16 protein-coding genes are annotated in these 19758 nt (G+C 48.9%); 9 read left to right on the plus strand and 7 right to left on the minus strand.

The annotated features are described in order from the left end of the window. Positions 1–5: 5 nt before the first annotated feature. A complete protein-coding gene (locus ACOJTG_RS09655) occupies positions 6–2360 on the plus strand; it encodes a beta-L-arabinofuranosidase domain-containing protein (RefSeq protein ID WP_420153631.1) in 2355 nt (784 codons plus the stop codon). A gap of 258 nt (positions 2361–2618) precedes the next feature. On the opposite strand, the gene ACOJTG_RS09660 is transcribed toward ACOJTG_RS09655, so the two are convergent. From ACOJTG_RS09660 to ACOJTG_RS09685, 6 genes are all read right to left on the minus strand, one after another. Beyond that, on the minus strand, positions 2619–3185 hold the full coding sequence (locus ACOJTG_RS09660; protein ID WP_420153632.1) for a DUF4256 domain-containing protein: 567 nt from the start codon (positions 3183–3185) through the stop codon (positions 2619–2621). A 52-nt stretch (positions 3186–3237) separates the two neighbouring features. Further along, positions 3238–3711 carry an SRPBCC family protein gene (locus ACOJTG_RS09665; RefSeq protein WP_420153633.1) on the minus strand — a complete coding sequence of 158 codons (474 nt, stop codon included), beginning with the start codon at positions 3709–3711 and terminating at the stop codon, positions 3238–3240. Beyond that, complete coding sequence (locus tag ACOJTG_RS09670) at positions 3708–4040, minus strand: ArsR/SmtB family transcription factor (protein ID WP_420153634.1); 333 nt, start codon at positions 4038–4040, stop codon at positions 3708–3710. The genes ACOJTG_RS09665 and ACOJTG_RS09670 overlap by 4 nt, the downstream gene beginning before the upstream one ends. Positions 4041–4176: 136 nt before the next feature. Then, entirely contained in the window at positions 4177–6909 is a 2733-nt protein-coding gene (locus ACOJTG_RS09675) for a DUF5695 domain-containing protein (RefSeq protein ID WP_420153635.1), read from the minus strand. Positions 6910–6930: 21 nt separating this feature from the next. Beyond that, positions 6931–8610, minus strand: a complete 1680-nt coding sequence (locus tag ACOJTG_RS09680) for a DUF885 family protein (protein WP_420153636.1) — start codon at positions 8608–8610, stop codon at positions 6931–6933. 58 nt (positions 8611–8668) lie between these two features. Further along, entirely contained in the window at positions 8669–10927 is a 2259-nt protein-coding gene (locus ACOJTG_RS09685) for a DPP IV N-terminal domain-containing protein (protein ID WP_420153637.1), read from the minus strand. 397 nt (positions 10928–11324) lie between these two features. Here ACOJTG_RS09685 and ACOJTG_RS09690 point away from each other — a divergent pair, with 397 nt between their 5' ends. From ACOJTG_RS09690 to ACOJTG_RS09710, 5 genes are all read left to right on the plus strand, one after another. Then, positions 11325–11927, plus strand: coding sequence for a hypothetical protein (locus tag ACOJTG_RS09690; RefSeq protein ID WP_420153638.1), 603 nt, complete (start codon positions 11325–11327; stop codon positions 11925–11927). Between the two features lie 351 nt (positions 11928–12278). Next, the gene (locus ACOJTG_RS09695; RefSeq protein WP_420153639.1) at positions 12279–12617 is read left to right on the plus strand and encodes a potassium transporter KefB; all 339 of its coding nucleotides are present in this window, start codon (positions 12279–12281) and stop codon (positions 12615–12617) included. 28 nt (positions 12618–12645) lie between these two features. Continuing rightward, positions 12646–13890 (plus strand): hypothetical protein, encoded by a 1245-nt coding sequence (locus ACOJTG_RS09700; protein WP_420153640.1) that lies wholly within the window; start codon positions 12646–12648, stop codon positions 13888–13890. A 225-nt stretch (positions 13891–14115) separates the two neighbouring features. Next, the gene (locus ACOJTG_RS09705; RefSeq protein WP_420153641.1) at positions 14116–14727 is read left to right on the plus strand and encodes a hypothetical protein; all 612 of its coding nucleotides are present in this window, start codon (positions 14116–14118) and stop codon (positions 14725–14727) included. Between the two features lie 88 nt (positions 14728–14815). Continuing rightward, positions 14816–15340: a hypothetical protein gene (locus tag ACOJTG_RS09710; RefSeq protein WP_420153642.1), complete on the plus strand. Its 525-nt coding sequence runs from the start codon at positions 14816–14818 to the stop codon at positions 15338–15340. Between the two features lie 67 nt (positions 15341–15407). On the opposite strand, the gene ACOJTG_RS09715 is transcribed toward ACOJTG_RS09710, so the two are convergent. Then, on the minus strand, positions 15408–16406 hold the full coding sequence (locus tag ACOJTG_RS09715) for a helix-turn-helix transcriptional regulator (protein WP_420153643.1): 999 nt from the start codon (positions 16404–16406) through the stop codon (positions 15408–15410). Positions 16407–16537: 131 nt separating this feature from the next. On the opposite strand from ACOJTG_RS09715, the gene cas6 reads away from it, so the two are divergent. From cas6 to cas7i, 3 genes are all read left to right on the plus strand, one after another. Then, a complete protein-coding gene (gene cas6, locus ACOJTG_RS09720) occupies positions 16538–17326 on the plus strand; it encodes a CRISPR-associated endoribonuclease Cas6 (RefSeq protein WP_420153644.1) in 789 nt (262 codons plus the stop codon). A 413-nt stretch (positions 17327–17739) separates the two neighbouring features. Beyond that, on the plus strand, positions 17740–19149 hold the full coding sequence (gene cas8a1, locus ACOJTG_RS09725; RefSeq protein ID WP_420153645.1) for a type I-B CRISPR-associated protein Cas8b1/Cst1: 1410 nt from the start codon (positions 17740–17742) through the stop codon (positions 19147–19149). A gap of 8 nt (positions 19150–19157) precedes the next feature. Continuing rightward, the coding region (gene cas7i, locus ACOJTG_RS09730) for a type I-B CRISPR-associated protein Cas7/Cst2/DevR (RefSeq protein WP_420153646.1) at positions 19158–19758 on the plus strand (601 nt) is incomplete at its 3' end.

Here is a 19758-nt window from a genome sequence, read left to right on the forward strand (position 1 = left end):
GATTCATGAAAAGATTCCTATTTACCGCAGTCATTCTTTTGGGTAATGTCACGTTGCCTGTCTTTGGACAGTCCATCATGCCTGAGCGAACGAATGCTAAGATAAAAGTTCAGCCCGTCGTACCGATCCGGGCATACGGTTTCCCGTTGAGTCAGGTACAACTACTCGATAGCCCTTTCCGCCAGGCCATGCAGGCCGATGTCGCTTTCCTGAAAGACCTGGAAGCAGACCGGCTGTTAGCGGACTTTCGGAGCCATTCGGGCCTCAAACCCAAAGCCGAAAAGTACGGCGGCTGGGAATCTTCCGGACTGGCGGGACATACGCTGGGCCATTACCTGTCGGCCTGTGCCATGCATTACGCCAGCAGTAAAGACTCGGAATACCTCAATCGGGTGAATTACATCGTGGATGAACTGGCGGAATGCCAGAAAGCCCGTAAAACGGGGTACATCGGAGCCATCCCCAAAGAAGATACGGTTTTTGCGGAAGTCGCTCGCGGCGACATTCGCTCCCGGGGTTTTGACCTCAACGGTGCCTGGTCACCCTGGTACACCGTGCATAAAGTCATGGCGGGTTTGCTAGATGCGTACCTGTATTGCGACAATGCGAAAGCACTCACTATCAATGTCGGGATGGCGAATTGGGTTGATCAAACGCTGAAAAACCTCAACGACGAGCAGATTCAGAAAATGCTGTTATGTGAATACGGCGGCATGAACGATGTACTGGTGAATACCTACGCTCTGACGAAGAACAAGAAGTTTCTGGATCTCTCCTACAAATTTCACGACCGCTGGATTCTGGATTCGCTGGCCCATCACAAAGACATTCTCCCCGGCAAGCATTCCAATACCCAAATTCCCAAGCTGATTGGTACGGTTCGTCGCTATCAGCTAACCGGAAAGAAAGAAGACCTGGAAAGTGCTTCCTTTTTCTGGAATACCGTAGTCAACCATCACTCCTACGCGACCGGTGGCAACAGTAACTACGAGTACCTGAGCACCCCCGATCAGCTCAACGACAAGCTGACGGAGAATACGATGGAGACCTGCAACACCTACAACATGCTGAAACTCACCCGGCATTTGTTCGCCCTGCAACCTTCGGCGACGTTCATGGACTACTATGAACGCGGCCTGTACAACCACATTCTGGCCTCGCAAAACCATACCACGGGTATGATGTGTTACTTCGTTCCCCTGCGAATGGGTGCCCGGAAGCCGTTTAGCAGTCGGTACGAAGATTTCACCTGTTGCGTGGGTTCGGGCATGGAAAACCATACGAAGTACAACGAAAGCATTTATTTTCAGGGAAATGACGGCAGTTTGTACGTCAATCTATTCATCCCCTCCAAACTCAATTGGGTTGAAAAAGGGCTGGGTGTCACTTTACAAACTACCCTCCCCGCCGACTCTACCCTATCGCTGAGCTTTACTACTCGTAAAGCCGTTTCCTTACCCGTACGTATCCGTAAACCCCATTGGGCTACGGAAGCTGTGGTACTATTAAATGGCAAACCGCTTTCACAGGTTAACGAAGAAGCGGGATATCTAGTGATTGACCGAACCTGGAAAACGGGCGATGTACTCGAACTCAAACTACCCACGCAACTATATTCGGTAGCCATGCCCGATAATCCGGATCGGAAGGCGTATTTCTACGGCCCGCTGATTCTGGCGGGCAATCTGGGCCCCAAGGAAATTGATCCCGCTCAGGGCGTACCCGTTTTTGTCAGCAATGACCCCAATCCCAACCACTGGATCAAGGCCACGGGTCGGCCCCTGGAATTTCAGACGACGGCCCTGGGAAAAGAAGGTACGGTGACCTTACAGCCATTTTACGCCCTACAGGATGATCATTACAGCGTGTACTGGGATGTATTCAACAGCCAGACCTGGAAGCAGCAGCAAAAACGCTACGAAGAGCAACGCCGCCAGGCTCGTGAACTGGAGCTTCGCACGGTAGACAACCTGCGGGTGGGTGAAATGCAGCCCGAACGCGATCACGACTTTTCGGGCGATAAGCTGGAAACGGGCGAATCGCATACGCGGAAATTCCGGGTAGCCAATGAGGGGGGTAGCTTTCAATTCACCATGAAAGTAGCTCCCAACGCGAAAAATACGCTGATTGCCACCTATTGGGGCATGGATAACCGGGGCCGCCAGTTTGATATTCTGGTGGATGGTAAAAAGCTCAGTAGCGAGGATCTCAACCAATACAAAGAGAGCCGTTTCTATGATATTTCCTACGCATTACCCGCTGAAATGACTACCGGCAAAACGTCCGTAGTCCTCACCTTCCAGGCTAAAAAAGGGAATCAGGCGGGGCCGGTGTATGGCATTCGAATGTTAAAGGAATAGGAACACGCAATGCGTGTTTTATTTTGCGGGGAAACCGTTAGTCACAAAGTTCTGACTCTCAACAAATAACTACGTATTTTACCGTCTCACTAAACAACTCTATCCTATGTTCTTATTTAGCATTGGCGGACCGGAAATACTAATCATGTTGTTGAGTCTCGCATTTTTCCTGGGACTGATCTGGATTCTTTCCAGCTTTTTTAAAGGCACCAGGAGGCAATCAAACGGCACCCCTACCCTTTGCCTCCTTACGAAGGCTTACACGCGTAGTGAACCCCGAAAGCCCCTGGCGGCGTAGTACGATTCAGCTCCGTTATGATACACAAAGACCTGCCCGTAGCGGCGATCCGCAAACAGGGCCCCGCCGAGATCCCGGATTTCGGCGGGGGTCTTAATCCAGCTGGATGTTTTCTGATCGAACGTTCCGCGTTTTTGCAGCTCCCGATAGTCTTCTTCCGTCAGTAATTCAATCCCCATAGCCGCCGCCAGATCGAGAGCACTATCCTGGGGTTTATATTCTTTCCTCGCATCCAGTGCTTTCCGATCGTAACATAAACTGCGACGGCCTTTGGGACTTTCCGGGGAACAATCGTAAAAAAGGATTTCTCCCGTCTTCGCATCCTGAGCTAGTACGTCAGGTTCTCCACCCGTTTCTTCCATCAACTGAAGCGACCAGAGTTTTTCGGGGTGGGCTTCCAATCGGGCTTGTACGGTGGACCATTCAAGGCCTGGGTGACGTTGCTGGTTTTTCGCAAAACGGGCCTTCATCATATTTAATAAGGCTTCCTGCTCTTCAGCAGACAAAGATTTATAGGAGTTATTCATCACCGTTGTAAGGTTAATTTTTCACAGATACGCAGGCGTTCGCCTGTTCTACTTAGTGCTCAATCAGTTGGCTCACCACTTCCTGCAACCGATCATGAGCCCAGTTTAAGCCCTTGGCAAAAGGCAATTGCAGGAGCTGATCCCGCAGGGCAACCGAACGAAATACCTGATGCATGGTAAGTCTACTCGTGGTATCAGATAAAGCTTCAAATTCCAGAAATTCCAGTTGTACGTCAAAGGGAGAATCTTCCATTTGAAATGTTCGGGTAATTTTTTGATCTGGCATACATTCATGAATGACGCCATTGGCCCGAAATACGACCTGCCCCTGGGGATTTGTCGTTTCAAACTGCCAGCTACCGTGGGGTTTACTTTCCAGCTTCAATACCTTGGTGCCCATCCATTGCTCCACAAGTTCGGGCACTACGTGGGCTTTAAATAACAAGGCTACGGGTAAGTCAAATTCCCGGGTAATCACCAACTCCTGCTTACCAGCTTCGGCCTGAATTTTCGTTTTCTGCGTCATGACTCCTTGGTTTTTGAGGAATAGTCTTTCATAAGGGCTTCTAACGTGTTGAACCGCTCCTCCCATAGTTGACGGAAAGGCTCGATAAAATCAGCGATCTCCTTCATCTTCTGCGGATTCAGTTGGTAGTATATCTCCCGGCCGTTGGGTTCGGCTTTGAGTAACTCGCATTCCGTCAGTATCTGTAAGTGTTTGGAAACCGTCGGGCGGGCCGTATCAAAATTGGCAGCAATGGCTCCCGCCGGCAGAGCTTGAGCGGCCACCAGTAAGAGGATCGCTCTTCGCGTGGGATCAGCAATTGCCTGGAATACATCTCGTCTTAAATTCATTGCGTAGTCATTTGACTACAAAAAAAAGCGTAGTTAAGTAACTACACAACTTTATTCTCATAAAAAGCTGATTTTGTAAAGAAAACCCCGGCCACACAGGGGCCAGGGTTTTCAAACGTAGCTGAATGCAGGTCGCTTATTTCTTCGCTGACGATACCAACGTAATCGTCTGCGTTTGATTGGTCAGGGGAATTACGTAGGCTTCCCGTTCCTGAGCAAACGCCGTTTTCGGATGATAGGACTGCTTACCCGTTTTTAATCGAAGATATGCCGTTGGCGTGGTGGCCGTAGCGGGTTCAAGGGTAAGCGTAACGGTTTTTGTTTGCGGGTTAAGCCTTACTTGTTCAATCTTTCCGGCATCCAAACTGATATCCAGCCCTACACTAGCCAGAAATACGCTGGTCCGAGCCGCCGTAGTTGGCGTCAGCGTCACGTCCCTATTGCTTTTAGTCACGTTTCCGCCAAAACCCAGCCAGCCAAACTCTGGATGTTGCGTCAGGAAAGCGGTCGTATTCACCGCGTATCCAAAGAATCCGCAGCCGTAATCGCCCGAAAGAGCGTCATTCTCTAGCGTAGACGGGAACGAGTGAAAAGCGGCGGGTCCGAATCCGTCTTCCGTAATGTTGGCAATCGCTCCCATCAGGCCACCGTAGCCCACGCGAAGCAGATAGAAATCGTCCGGCTGATCGCGGTAGGCCGTTAGCACCGGAATGGCGTTGAGACCCGAGCCATAGTGGTGAATTTGCCGTTCAACCCGAGAGATTTTTCCACCGTACAGAAAGTCCCAGTACCGACGGGCGTTGCCGTTATACGCCCAGTGCGGTATCGTGGGCATGTAACCCAGAATGGCGTTTAGCGTTACCTCGGCTTTATCGCGGTAGCCGAAGTAGTACGACCAGATGTAGACTTCTTCCTGACCCGTGGAATCCCAGGGCATTTCACTGCCGAAGGGATACGCCAGCGATTTCCAGAGATCAGCCCGTTTCTTCATGGCCGCTTCCAGTTCGGAAACCAGAGCCGTAAGTCCTTCGCGTTTCAGATCTTTCAGAATCAGAAAGAAAACGGTGCCTTCCATCTGTCCGAACTGAGCGTAGTACGGAGCCAACTTCACCATGCCCAGAGCCGTTTGACAGGCGTTTTCCAGGTAAAATTTCCAGTCCTGCTGCGTTACCAGATCGCGGTGATTACGGGCCATTCGGTACATGACCCAGTGAGCCGCGGCTACGTGCGGATAATTGTAAGAACGACCCAGCGATTCGGCTTCTTTACGGGGCCAGGCCGACCAGCCCTTGTAATTCACCGCCGTACTGTAGGTATTCGGCGGCATGGAATCGGGCTGGTAGTAAAACAGACTCTTCCGAACGCCGTACTTTTCCGGACCTTCGTTGTGCTGAATATGTCCCCAGAGGGTCTGGTTAACAAAGCGTTCGAGTTTCTGAATTTCCTGCTGATTGGGCACTACCAGTTGTTTCATCATCGCTCCGAGCCAGCTTCCGGCCCCGCCTTCATCACTGAGGCCCGCCACCCAGGCCCGGCTGTCCTGCGTCACCTGCTGTTTGGTTTCGTAGTCGTAACTAATCACGGAAGGACTGCGATGAAACGTATCTTTCGGTACTTCGAACCACTGCTTCGTCGTCAGGAAATTTCCGAAATCAGCAATCGTTTCGGCTTCGGGTTTCACTACTTTATAATGAATCGTTTGCGTCAAGCCATCCTGATACTGCACCGTCAAACGAGCCCGTCCCCATTGTTTCCCGCGAATCAGGTACGCTTTCCAGCCGTTTTTAGTAGCCGAAGCAGCCTCCCAGTTCAAGGCTCCGGCGGGTTCCACCTGCATGGATTTTACGGCGGATGGGTACTTCAAAAACAGTCGGGCGTTCACATCCTGCGGAACCACATAACCGGGAATACCCACTGATACGGGCCGCTTGTGCTCTACCAGAGTCGATTCAATACTGCGAATGGCCGGAGCCAGAACTAGCTTCAGACCGTAACTTTTACTTTCGCCGGGTTGCAGCGTCAGCGACGTCGGCTGATTCCAGGGCTGAGCTTTCGACCAGTCTTTTTCCGCGTGGGCTTTACTGTGAACCATCCACTCGTGAAACCCTTCAAACGTAATACCCCGGGGGGTGGGGTCATCGAGTAAAGGATTGTAAGCTTCAAAAGGCGTATTCCCCTCGGGCAGTACCAGCAATACCGGACCTTTGCCGTGCAATCGGGTTACCTGCAAGTATCCGGCTTCCTTACCGATATACGGATCATAGAACACATTGCGGTCGTGGGCCTGCTCCAGCGTATTTCCCTCCAGAATGTTGTTGAAAATCAGCGGAAAACCGAGTGATCCGATTTCTACGGGCTGCGTACTTTTGTTCTTCAGCGTGAACCGTACCACCCAGCCTTTACCTGACTGTTCCCAGCTTCGTTTGACCTCCAGGGGAAATTCGGCGGGAAAACTAGGCGACAAATCAGCGGAAGCCGCTGCCGGTTTGGTAGCAAGCAAGGTCTTGACATCGCCCCGCTTCTGGGCGGAAGAATAGGCCTGCCAGTCCGACTGCCCAGGGGTACGAAGTCGTAGGTTAATGTCACCGAGGTGATACAGACCGTCGCTACTGCGAACCTTGAGCCGATCACCGGGGGTAAAATCAAAGCCTTTTTCTGCATTAGGTTTCAGCGACGCCACCGTTTGCGAGGCTTTCACCAGACGTAGCTCCAGAGCTGGGCCCGGCAAGGTTACGTAGCCACTTTCCAGATGGAGCGTTGATGGTTTTTCCTCCAGTTTTTTCCAGGGAGACTGTTGAGCCCAGAGCGGCGTAGTAAGAGCAAGTGTGCTCACTACTAACACGCGATGGGTCATCGTTTTCAAGTTCATTGTGAAGTAATTGTTCAGGGGTTATTTAGCAAAAGAATAAAACTTCCAACTGGTCTGAAAATCCTTTCGAAGCGGCTGCCGGGTCAGCAAGGCCCGGATGAATTCCACGGGCAACTCGTTGAGCTGAAGGATGGAATCGTGAAACTGCTTATCCGTCATTTTTCCGGAATCGACCAGCTCCCGGCGGAGGGCCATGAACTGAAGGCCACCCGTCATGTACGCCAGCTGGTACAGCGGCTCGTAGCCACCCACGAAGGAACGGCGTACTTCGCCTTCGGCGTTGGCCCGCTCATGCCCGACCCGATCCACCAGAAAGTCAATGCATTGCTGGGGCGTCCATTTGCCGAGGTGATAATTAAGCGAGAATATAATCCGGGCACAGCGGTGCATTCGCCAGAACAGCATACCGATTTTATCTTCCGGTGATTGCGGAAATCCTTTATCCCAGAGTACCATTTCCCAGTACAAAGCCCAGCCTTCAATCCAGAAGGGCGTCGAAAAGCGACGGCGGTGCGTCTGATACCGGTTGTTCATGAACATTTGCAGGTGATGCCCGGCAATGAGTTCGTGGTGCACCGTCGAGCGGGAAAAGTGCGGGTTATTTCCCCGCATACTCATCAGCTTGTCGGCGTGTTCCATCCCAGAGGTTGGATAGGAAATCAGAATCTGTTCGCCCCCGAGAAAGAAGGGATTGATCAGTTGCCGCTCGGGACTCATCATCCCCATTCGCCAGGTTTCTTCCGCCAGCGGTGGAATCGTAATCAGGTTGTGCTGCTTGAGAAAGTCCACGGATTCCTGATACAGTCGCAGGATCAGTTCGGGTTGCTTTCCGGCGGGTACGTAACTGTTTTTGACTTTTTCCTGAGCCGCCCGCCAGTCATTACCAAAACCCATTTCACGACTGGCTTTCAGCAATTCCCGGTCGCACCAGGCAAATTCCTGATTGGCAATGGTGAGTAACTCCTCGGGCGTGTAGGGAATGTATTCCATCTTCAGCTGACGCATCAGCTCCTCGCGTCCGACGGCCACACCTACAATTCCACTGCCGTCCTTGGCCTTTTCGCCCAGCTGGGCCCGGGGTTGAATAGATCGGGTGAGTCTCTGTAATTGTTCGATGAGTTTCGGGTACGGTTTGGCCATCCACCAGGTAAAGGCGGGGTCATACTCGTTGTAAAACTCGAATACACTTTTAATGGCCTGTTCCAGTCCTTTCACCGTTTCTTCCGCCCGGCTAGCCAATACGGGGTCCATACTGGACATCTTTTCCAGCTTTTCTTCGGCCTGAGCGGCCTGAGCCGTCCAGGTACAGAAATCCTGGGCGAGTGTTTCGGCGTTGAGAGCCAGTCCCCGCCGACGCTTTTTCTCCAGGGCGTAAATCGGTTCAGCAAAAGGAAACCAGCCTTTGATGCGTTCGGATTCCTGATCGGCTACGGTATACAGCCGCAGGTCTTCTTTCAAATCCCGTTGAAACAATAAGAAATCAACCTGATTGTTGGGCGTCAACGCCTTAAAATCGAGCTTATCCAGTTGCGAGAGGTACTGCTGATTCAGCTCCCTGAACCGCTGGCGGCGTTCGGGTGAATTGGCAATGGTATAAAACCGACGCAGACTGCCCAGGTCGGCTTCGTATTGGATAATATGCTGGCTGAGTTGAGTCGGGTCAGTGGGACCCTGAGCCGTAGCAAGGGTACTTACGCTCATGAGAAGAAGAAAAGTGATACGCCGAACGTGCATAAACGGGAACGGTTAAGGGTCAGTACTAACGCTCAGATCGGGATGCTTTCCCGGGCGTTTCTTCCGCTGTTACCGGGGCCGCGTTCCAGCGGGGCGGCTGTACGTTCAATAGGTGACGCACGAAGAAGTCCCGGCGTTTGCGTTCGCCAAAATCACCACCCGCTGAATGGCCCATGTTAGGTACGACGACCAGTTCAAAGTTTTTATTCGCCCGAATCAGAGCGTCGGCTAGCTGGTAGGTAGAGGAAGGATCGACATTATCGTCCATTTCGCCCACGATGAGCAGTAGTTCACCGCGTAGCTGATCGGCGTGCGTAACGTTGGAGCATTCGGCGTATTGCGGACCAATGGGATAACCCATCCACTGTTCGTTCCACCACATCTTATCCATGCGATTGTCGTGGCAGCCGCAGGAGGCGACGGCCACTTTGTAAAAATCAGGTTGGAAGAGGACGGCTCCCGCGGCATTTTGCCCCCCGGCGGATGTCCCATACACGCCCACCCGATCCAGATCGAGGTACGGATACTTCTGGGCGGCGGCTTTCATCCACAGAATTCGATCCGGGAAACCCGCGTCCTTCAGATTTTTCCAGCAGACATCGTGAAACGCTTTGGAGCGATTGGAAGTCCCCATACCGTCGATCTGTACGACGACGAAACCCAGTTCCGCCAGCTCGTGCATGGCCGTATTGGTCGAAAAAGCTTTCGGAACAAAGGCACTTTGCGGACCAGCGTAGATCATTTCAATAACCGGGTATTTCCTTGAAGGATCGAAATTAGTGGGTCGGATGATGATGCCGTGAATGTCCGTCTGCTGATCGCGAGCTTTGGCGACAAAGGGTTCGGGAGCCTTCCAGCCCGCTTTTTCCCATTCGGTAAGATCAGCTTTTTCCAGTGTTGTGATAATTGACCCGTCGGTAGTCTTGCGAAGCACGGTGACCGGAGCCTGATTGATGCGGGAATACGTATCGACGAAGGTGGAGAAATCCGGCGAAAACGTAACCTCGTGCTGGGCTGCTTCGGGCGTAAGGGCTTTCAGGCCTTTGCCGTCAAAATTAATCTGGTAGTAATGCAGGTAATACGGATCTTCGCCGGGCGTTTGTCCACTGGCGGCAAACAGAATGGTCCGTTTCGCATCGTCCACGTGGACGACATTCCGAACCACCCAATTTCCTTTGGTAATCTGATTTTTGACCTGAGCCTTGGCCGCGTCGTAGAGGTAGAGGTGATTCCAGCCATCGCGTTCCGAAGCCCAGATGATTTCCTTGCCATCGGGCGTATCGTGGCGAAAACGCTTGCCGCTGTAATCGATAAAGGTTTTGCTTTTTTCCTCAATCAGCGGACGGATACGGCCCGTACTGGCCTCTACTTCCAGCACCCGGTACACCTGATGGCCGCGTTGATTGTATTCCAGCGTAAATGTTTTGCTGTCCGCTCGCCAGTCGGGATCACTCAGTTCGTACTGCTGAGCGATCAGGTCCATCGCAATGGGTAACTGCTTTCGCGAGGCGATATCAAACAGCACGGGTTCCTGAATGGGCAGGGCATCGCCGGGTTTGAGGTAGTTGCGGGTTTCCAGTTTGGGCTGGAGCTGATCCGTGGGTGAGGAACGAATCAGGTAAATGAGGTGCGGCGTATTCTTCCGCGTTTTCGTTCCCGCCAGCTTCGTACCATCGGGCGACCAGCGAAGATCACTGCTGTAGTACTCCCCTTCCGAGCCGTCGAAACTCATCGGAAACTCCTCTTTACTGCGTTCGTTGCGAACGTAGACGTTGTAATTTTTGATGATGGCCGAATGACTACTGTCGGGCGTGTACAAACGTCGAACCTGCTCGCCCCGTGACCGGTCTCCCCAATAGCGATTCATAGCCGACATACTGCCTTTCTTGCGAAGTTGTCCGGCGTCGTACGTCCATTGGGAGCCTTCAGCGTCGAAGGCGAAACCCGTGGCCGTGCGTTTCAGGCCCTGAATGGGAAGCTGGTATGCGGGGATGGTTTTGCCCAGGGCTTGTCCGAGCTGTCTGGCTAATCCTTCCTGGTCGAAAGCATTGCTGCGTTTGCCGGTTTGACCGTCCACCTGCATGTACTCCTTGCCTTTCGTAGTTTGGATCATATACACCAGGCCCGTACCATTTTCCTGCCAGTTGATCTGTCGGGGAATGTGGTAAGCCCGGTCCGTGAGCTGCTTTTTTAACGTTTCGCTTCGTTGATAATCGCGTAAGGTTCCCTGGGCGTGGACCGTAGTGAGTGAACAGCAGAGGAGCCCGATAAAGAGGTATCGCATGAACATAGGCGGATACAAATGAGGATAGTGTAATACGGGACGCAAACGGTTTCGTTACTCGTATCCATTTGCATATCTTCAAAGGTAGATAACCGCCTCTTAGACTAACTCCTAATATTTACTAGGCTTCAATACTTTTTTCACCAGTTTTTTAAGGTTATTTAAAATATCTGCCAAATATTTATCAGAAAGATGGGTCGGATTGAAACCCAGCCCTAAATAAGGGGGGAAGGTTGCCAAGGCTTGTGGGCAAGAGCCATAAGCTCGACTTATATTGTAGGAACGAATTGAACCCAAGCGATATACGTACCTTGCGTCAATATATTCAACTTTATGTACGTACTCCACGTCCAGTATAGTTGACCAATCTATCCAACCTTGAAATGCTTTTTAGTGTATGAAAACTCTCATACTCATTGTATCAGCTCTTTTTTCTCTTCACGTATCCGCCCAGTCCGTACAGATGCATGTACTAGGTCAGGGAGATAGCTACTGGATTACTGCCACCAAACGGGAACATACGTTTCAGGTGGTATATGCCAGAAGAGATTCGACTGATGGCCGGAAGCTAAACAAACTGGCCCAGCAACGCGGAATCACCTTACGAATGATTGCCACTAATTTTGGGGAATTTGGTTCAGAACAGAAAAAAAGACTGGACGAGTACTCGGCACTGCGGGAAAGCTGTACCTATTATACGAAAGACAGTTTACGTTTCAAAGCGGATGCTGAACCCAGGTTCACGCAGCTATTCGATTCACTGCTTATCCTTTCCGAAAAAGACCTAAATACGAATCTACGTGCCAAAGAAAAGTACTTCATTTTAGACGGCACCTCCTTTTCCTGGGTTATTACGGACCATACCACAGTCAAGAATGTGTACGCTCACGCTCCTCAGGAAAACTCTTATCCCCTCCTCTATCACTATATTAAAGCCTGTCTGAACTTATACCGTACTCGAATAAAGGGCGACTTGCTACGGAATTTTATGGGTTACTGACGAATGCCCTAGCTGCTTTACCCGAGCGTTGATCATGCTACCTACTAAGACTCGTAGGAATTGCATGCAGCCTTTAGACAAGCATCTCTATCAAAGGAAGTAAAATTTTTTAGCAGAAAATAGATTGACTATTTGTGAAAATAAAAACCATTAATAACTTTGAACCGCAAAGTACTTTTAACCAACTACTAAAGGCACGATGGATTACCTTAAACGTATTTTCCTGATTCTGAACGCCTGAGCTTTCGTAATACGCTTAGTAGTACCGTAAAAGCCCTATTTTTTTATTCATTCACTTTGTATTGCAAAGTACTTTAATTAATTTCATAATCGATTCAACACGCAACGACCATGACACCAATCCGCTCATTCTCCAGCCCATCTTTCGTAACCGCTTCTTTCGTTAAACACCTGGTCGTGGGAGCCACGCTTGCTCTACTGCTGATTTCCTTTTTTTTGGCGGGTGTGAAGCATCCTAATCCAAATTGGCCTGCGTACTGGATGGTTCGTCCGCTGGTACTGGTTCCCGTCGCGGGAGCTCTGGGGGGTGGTTTCTTTTACATGGCCAGACAATGGGGCCAGCAGGAAACCTGGAAAAAAGTAATGGCTACGCTGATCGGTGTATTGGGTTACCTGGTAGCCGTATGGATGGGTACGATTGTGGGCCTGGATGGCACCTTGTGGAATTAATCATTCAGTAATAGTTAAGGAAGCTTCCATGAAAGAGCAAATCCGTAGTCAGTTGCACGATCCCCGGCAACTCGAACACTTGTACCGGACCAACAAAGGATCGTTTAAACGGGAATTCAACAGTCTTTATCCCGAACTTCGGGGTAATCCACTGGCCGACTTCTGGCATGAACGGCTTCAGTACGAGGGCGATGAACTGCATTGGGGCAGCCGGGGCGAATTACTATTCATCGGGATGGCTGCCTTGCTGGCCGGACTGATTGCTAAATTTCCCGTCATCTTTGGGATCAGCGAGGAATTTTTCTATCCCCGGAATGTGGGTTTTATTGCCTTTTCTCCTCTACTGGCCTATTTCGCCTGGAAGCATCACTTATCCCCGACCAAAACCGCAATCATCGTTGCTCTGACTCTGGCGGGTTTGGTATTCATCAATGTTTTCCCAGATGTACCGAAGAGTGATACGCTCGTTTTATCGTGTATTCATTTACTCTTGTTTCTCTGGTCGATTCTGGGCTTTACATTTGTAGGAACGGTAAAAGATGACCCGCAAAAACGACTCAGCTATTTACGTTACAATGGCGATCTGATTGTCATAACCACGTTGATTCTGATTGCTGGCGGCATTCTAACGGGTTTAACCATAGGCTTATTCGAATTAATCGGCCTGCACATTCAGAAGTTTTACTTCGAGTACGTAGTCATTTTTGGCCGGCCCGCGGCTCCGCTGGTGGGGACTTATCTAACGCAGACTAATCCTCAGCTCGTTGGTAAGGTATCTCCCGTGATTGCTAAACTATTCAGTCCGCTGGTACTCGTCATGCTGGTGATTTATCTGATCGCCATTTTCTACTCGGGGAAAGACCCTTACCAGGATCGCGAATTCCTGCTGCTGTTTAATGCCTTACTGATTGGCGTAATGGCCCTCATCTTCTTTTCCATAGCGGAAACAAGCAAAAACCAGCAGCGAATGTTTGAGGTCTGGATACTCGCCCTCTTATCGGTAGTAACCATCATAGTGAATGGCATCGCTCTGTCAGCGATTGTATTCCGAATTTCAGAATGGGGTATCACGCCCAATCGACTGGCCGTGCTGGGCAGTAACATTCTGATACTTATTAATTTACTACTCGTTACGCTTCGACTTTTTAAGGTCATCGCCAAGAAATCAGACCTCACTGACGTGGGTAAGGTCATGGCCTTTTACTTGCCCCTTTATAGCGTTTGGACGGTGATCGTTACGTTCCTTTTTCCGCTGTTTTTCGGGTTTAAATAGATCCAATAATGTACAGGCTGTTTCCAGTATGCTTCTGCGAACCTTTCTTCCAAGGAGAATGAACGCTTGTAGTAGGCACAAGCTTCTCGGTTTCACCCGTATCCTCAGACGGATGTCCTTACCTCTGTTCAGTATGAATAACTCCGCATGTAAGCCGGGGTAAGGACATCCGTGCTCCTTAATAACTGCAACCAAAAACTATCAACCTTCACCCTTTATTAACCAATGAAAGGTTTCTATATCGTCCTGATTATTATTTGTCTGTTACTGTTTTTTACGCCCATTCTGAGCTGGGCTGTCTTTGCCTTGATCATGTCCACCTGTAACGAGCACCCTCTTCCCTGGCCAGAAAAGCAAAGGGAGTTGCAGAAAGCGGCTTATTACAAAAATGTGGAAGTCAATATGCCCCGGTACAGCAAAGTCATCGACCTTTTATACCAGCAAAAAAATGCTTTGCTCGAAGAGGCTTTAAAGGATACGTTAAAGAAGGAGTCGGACGGCTGTTATACGTTTATTACCGAAGAGCGAGCGAAAAACGAATCATTTTCAGTAGTACTTCCCAAAACCATTCAGAACCAGTTAGCCGCGTATTTAACTCCCGATGAGCAAAATTCCTTTTCGTATCAAGTATGCCACAACGGTGAAGTAACTATACAAGTTGCCTACAAAACGGACTATGACAAATACATTAACGTCGTGCATCGGGTTTCCAACTTCGCTTACCATAAATCTCATTTTTATGAGTACCTCTACAAAGCCAAAAAATACAAGTCTTACTATTATGTCATTGAAGTACAAGAGGCCTTTAATCAGATTGATCCCTGTGGCTTGTTCTGATGCTTTTCCCGTATAGGTTTTACCGGTAGTCGTCTAACGTCCTTTTGTAAAAACAGATTCGCTTCCATAGGTCTTCACTTTTTCTCCCATGCGTACTCGTCCAGTCTGGCAACTGTTATTAGGACTAGCCCTGACAAGCTTGGTTATTCTTTTACCCATTCTAGCCTTATGCATGCTTGGGGCGGGCGGTATGGATTATTACGAAGACCTGCCCAGTGGGTATCTTTTTCGGGGTGGTGATGGAGACGCCATCCTGGCTTCTTTAGGGAAGGAAAGTATTGGCGGTAAGGTCGTTCAGTATGCGTATGATGACACCTTCATTATTGCCCGACAAAAACCCGAATATCAAGAGTATCAAACCATGATCGCTGATAGTATAAGTCGTCATAATCAAAAGTATACCGCCAACAGCTATGCGGATATTATGGAAACCAGTACCCTGGCCGATCGAATCATAGCCCGTGATCCGTTCTATCAACGCATCTTATCCGCCCAAGAAAATTATTGGATTATCCATCATCGCAGCGGTAAACGTTACGGACCTTTCACTACAAGCGAGTATCAGCAGCAAAGACGAGCATTACGTATCCCGGCTTCTTTAGTGCTGGAATAAAAGGGGGAAACTGGCTTTACCATCGTTAGTGTAGCTCCTTACCAGAAATAGCGGGTCAGAGCGTTTGCTAGCTAGGTTTATCCGGCGGTAAGGCTTCGTACTGCTGTCCGGCTCGGCCATGAAACTGCCGCAGCGAATCAATCAAAGCCGGTGGGGAGAGTACTCGTACGGAATCGCCGAGACGGGCCAGTTCGAAGACTAACTCCTGGTTAATAATGATCGATAGTCTTACGCGAAATTCTTCCGGGGTATCCATCAAAATATCTTCTTTCCGAAAGGGATAAAAAGGCTGAGCCTGAAAGCGAAGGCCTTCCCGGTGCGAAAAAGATAAGACTACTTCTTCGGCCGGATGATCGTATACGGCTACCCCTAAGGCAGGGCGAAAGTAAGCTTCCGCGTCAAATGGTGGGGGCTCAAACGGTAGTTCGCTTCGCTTAAGCGTTCCCGTTACCACCCGATCTAAACCAAAAACTCTTAGTTGGGGCGGATCCAGTTCATAGCCAATGATGTACCAACGGTTGCGATGTTCCTTGAGCAGGTGCGGAAAAACCGTTCGTGAGCGGGACTCCGATTCGCCGTATTTCTGATACTGGAATTCAATGACTTGTTTACCAAGGCAAGCTGCCAGCACGGTATCGAGTAACTCGTTGCCCCGCCCGGCGGGAACGGCTTCGAAAATGATATGGGCCTGCGATTGCGTAGGCTGACTAAAACGGAAACGTACGGCCTGTTCAATCTTCTCAACCGTTCCCCGAAAATCAGAGAATACGGCTAAATCCCGGAATTGATTCAGCGTTGCTACGGCGTTTTTTAGGGCGGCGACGTCCTGATCCGTTAGCTCGATTTCGACCGTTTTCAGATCAAAGGGTTGGGTATAACAGTAGCCCCCCCGTCGACGGTCATAGTGAATGGGAGCCGCGTACCGCTCCCGCATCCGGGCAATGTCTTCTTTAAGCGTACGTTCGGCCACGCCACAATACTGCATGAGCACAGCCGTAGGGACGGCGGCTCCGCGTCGAAGCTGCTCATTAATAGCTTGAAAGCGTTGCGATTGGGATGCGGGCATGGGGATAATCTTTAGAATTAATTCAGCATCGTGCATGGAGTCTGCACGCAACTTACAAATCTTTATCAGGCTAATAAAGAAAAACTTTTTACTTCGTGTTAACCTTTTGACCTAGAACTGGATACGTAGATATGCAATTTCGCTTAACCCTCCGCCCTACTTCAACTCAAACGCTGGTACCGTTTAACTACGCGTATCGGCTGAGTGCCTTCATTTACAGCGTATTGGCCGATGCTGATGCTCAGTATGCTCAATTCTTACATAATCAGGGATACGAATATTCCTCAACCCGGCGATTCAAGCTTTTTACGTTTTCGGATCTGATCATGCCCCAGGCCCGAGTAGATGCCAGAGCCGGTGGCTTATGGGTGAATAGCCCTACTATCGAGTGGGTGGTAAGTTTCTACGTCGATCAGGCGGCTCAACATTTCATCATGGGGCTTTTTCAGGATCAGAAGTGCGTCATTGCTTCCCCCCGCCATCGGGCAGAATTTATCGTCGAACGGGTAGAAGCTCTTACCCTTAACCTTACAGAAAATACCCTACACCTTCGAACCCTTTCTCCCGTAGTCATCGCTCAGAAAGACGAACGGGGTATGGATCAATACCTACATCCCGCTGATGAAGCCTTTGGGCCTTTACTGGTTTCGAATCTGCTGGCCAAATGGCGTAGTCTACCCCTGGTAGCGGATCGAGAAGATTGGATAGCGGACAGCCTGACCTACCGATTCGTACAGGGACGATCCGAACCCAAATCCCGGCTGGTCACGATCAAGGAGAACTCGCGGGAAGAAACCAAGGTGCGGGGATATTATGGGTTTTCATTCGAGCTAATGGGACCGAAGGAGATTCTGGAATTGGCCGTGCTTGCGGGGGTGGGGAGGTATAATGCGGAGGGGTTTGGGTGTTTGGGAATATAAGAAAGCCCAGACTGAGCTGGGCTGATTCCTAGTATGGTACGATTAATAGTAATCTTTGTTAATTGACTACTAACATATTTCAATTCCATTTACCACTTCAAATATTAATCATATTTATTAAAGAACCAATCATTATTTACATAAATAACTGAAAATCAAAAACTTAAATTTAAAAAACAACCTAACTAGTATATAAAATTCAATTTACTACTAACATCGGCTTGGTTTTATCAAGAATGTTGTCTTGATTTGTAAAGGCAACTACAAATTGATACTTGTACTGACTTTACTCAGATGAGGTGTGGGTCCAAACCACTTTTAAAAGAGAATAATGAGGTCATTTATGAGTATTTATGACTTTATCCCAAGGTAAAGTTCGTAGTTGCCTTTTTTTATAATAGCACTTCTAAACTATGGTAGCGAATCTAACTCACCCTACTGGCGACCCCTTCGCAGATACGGGCGGATACGTCATTGCAGGCCTTTGGAAAGAGCCTGCATTAAAAGATAAAGACATTCTAGGGTTGATTGAGTACGTAGCTAACCTCTACATCAATCAATGGAACGCTAATCTACATGCCTTCTTTCTCAACTCGAAAATTACGCAACCCGCTTTCGATAGTAAGCGAAAGTTGGAGGAAACGCTTACCTATTATAGAAGCATACTAAATGAAACAGCTCCTTCGAAAATGGGATATTGCCGTGTTTCAGGACGCAAAGCCAACCTTTTTGTAGCGGGGAGAGATAACCATATTCTATCCGGATCGAGCACATTCATCAATTTTCATCATGGATTTGAGAACGGACTATATGTATCAAAAGAAATAATCATCCGTTTTTTCTTCGTCCCGCTGGGGGTAATGCAGTTAGGTGACAAACTTGGACTAATCAGCAGTAATAATACGGTTGTCGCCAACTATTACGTGGAGCAACTCCTGACCGGACCTGATGGACATTTGAATGCTGTGGGCCGGGGTTTATCCAGCGGCGTTGCCCGTTCAAATTACGGGATTCCAGCTAATGCTCTTTTTGCATTCGTTGATTCCTGCCTCAAAAATATCAGGACAGCCATTTATGCCAATACCTCTGAAAATGTGGTTGAGGCCCGAAACACTAGCCTGAGTTTATACCATTTTACCAATTTTGGAGCCAAGCCCGAGGTAGTGCTATACCAGTTGTCAGCTACTGTTTTTGGCTTTTATGCACTCTGCCAATCCATCACCTATTACGAAATCTGGCATCCATTCGTAGCATCGCATTATCGAAACTCAAAGTTCAAGGATGCTAAGTATAATCAAGGTACAGATACATGGGTATCTCCTAAAGAGGAACTGGCTTATGATTCATACAGTACCTGGCGTAATCCTATTTTGGAGCGGTTACTGAATGGACAAACGTTGGTGCCCTACTTCAAAGCATGGATTCGCACGCATCGCTTTCCTTTTCAACTTATTGAGACTTACCTTATTTACATAAACCAGATGGATAAACGAACCGTACAAAAAATCAAGGACATCGCGGGCTTTATCGTTAGCCGCAATGAGGATAGTATCAAGAAAGCTATCCTGAGGTTAAACCGAGCAAAGTATGTGCAGGAAGTGAGACAGTATCTGCTTAAGCTCATTGATGACAACTACAAAGGGGGTGCCCAGGAACCTTTGCTTAAAATCGATGAAGTAGAGTATTTATTTCCCGAAACGGTAAGCTGGCGGGAAATCAGAGATCTATTATTAATCGCCGTTTACGAAAAGCTTCACGAAAAAAACCTGCAGATCGCTACTGAATTTGAAGAACAAAACGAAGTAACTGAACCTTTAGATTAATCATACCTATGAACCTGAAAACCCAAGGATTTGTCCTGCTAGACGTTGATGTTGTCGCTTTAAATAATGCGGGAAAGAGTTCTACCAGCAATTTTGAAAATGCGGTTGCTACCAAAAAGATATCAAAAAACGGTCGTACCTATACTTACGTATCTGGCCAAGCTTGGCGGTACTGGTGGCGGGAAGCTTTACAGAAAAATGTAGGCTGGTCTTTATCACCGATTACGCGGGATAACAAAATTGCTTTTACTGAGGCAAACCCTCTGTTATATGCGGATGACGATGTTTTTGGCTATATGAAAGCCGTTAAAGAAGAGGTGCTGGACGAAAAAGGAAAAGCTAAGAAGGTGGATGCTACGGTAACCCGTGTTTCTCCGCTAAAAAATTCAGCGATTGTATCGGTTGGATCCGCTCGAACGGTTGAAAACTGGTCTAGCATGGCTCGGCAGGATGGTGATTCAGTACCTTACAGCAAAGAAGAGTACAGTGCCATCATGAAGGGAATGTTCTCGCTTGATCTGGCTCAGCTTGGCACTTTTGCGAGTTATAACAAAACGGGCTTCAAGAATATTACGCAGAAGCTAAAAACGGAAGCTCTAAGTCAGGGAG

The sequence above is a fragment of the Siphonobacter sp. genome (assembly GCF_048595215.1).
Classification (GTDB): Bacteria; Bacteroidota; Bacteroidia; order Cytophagales; family Spirosomataceae; genus Siphonobacter.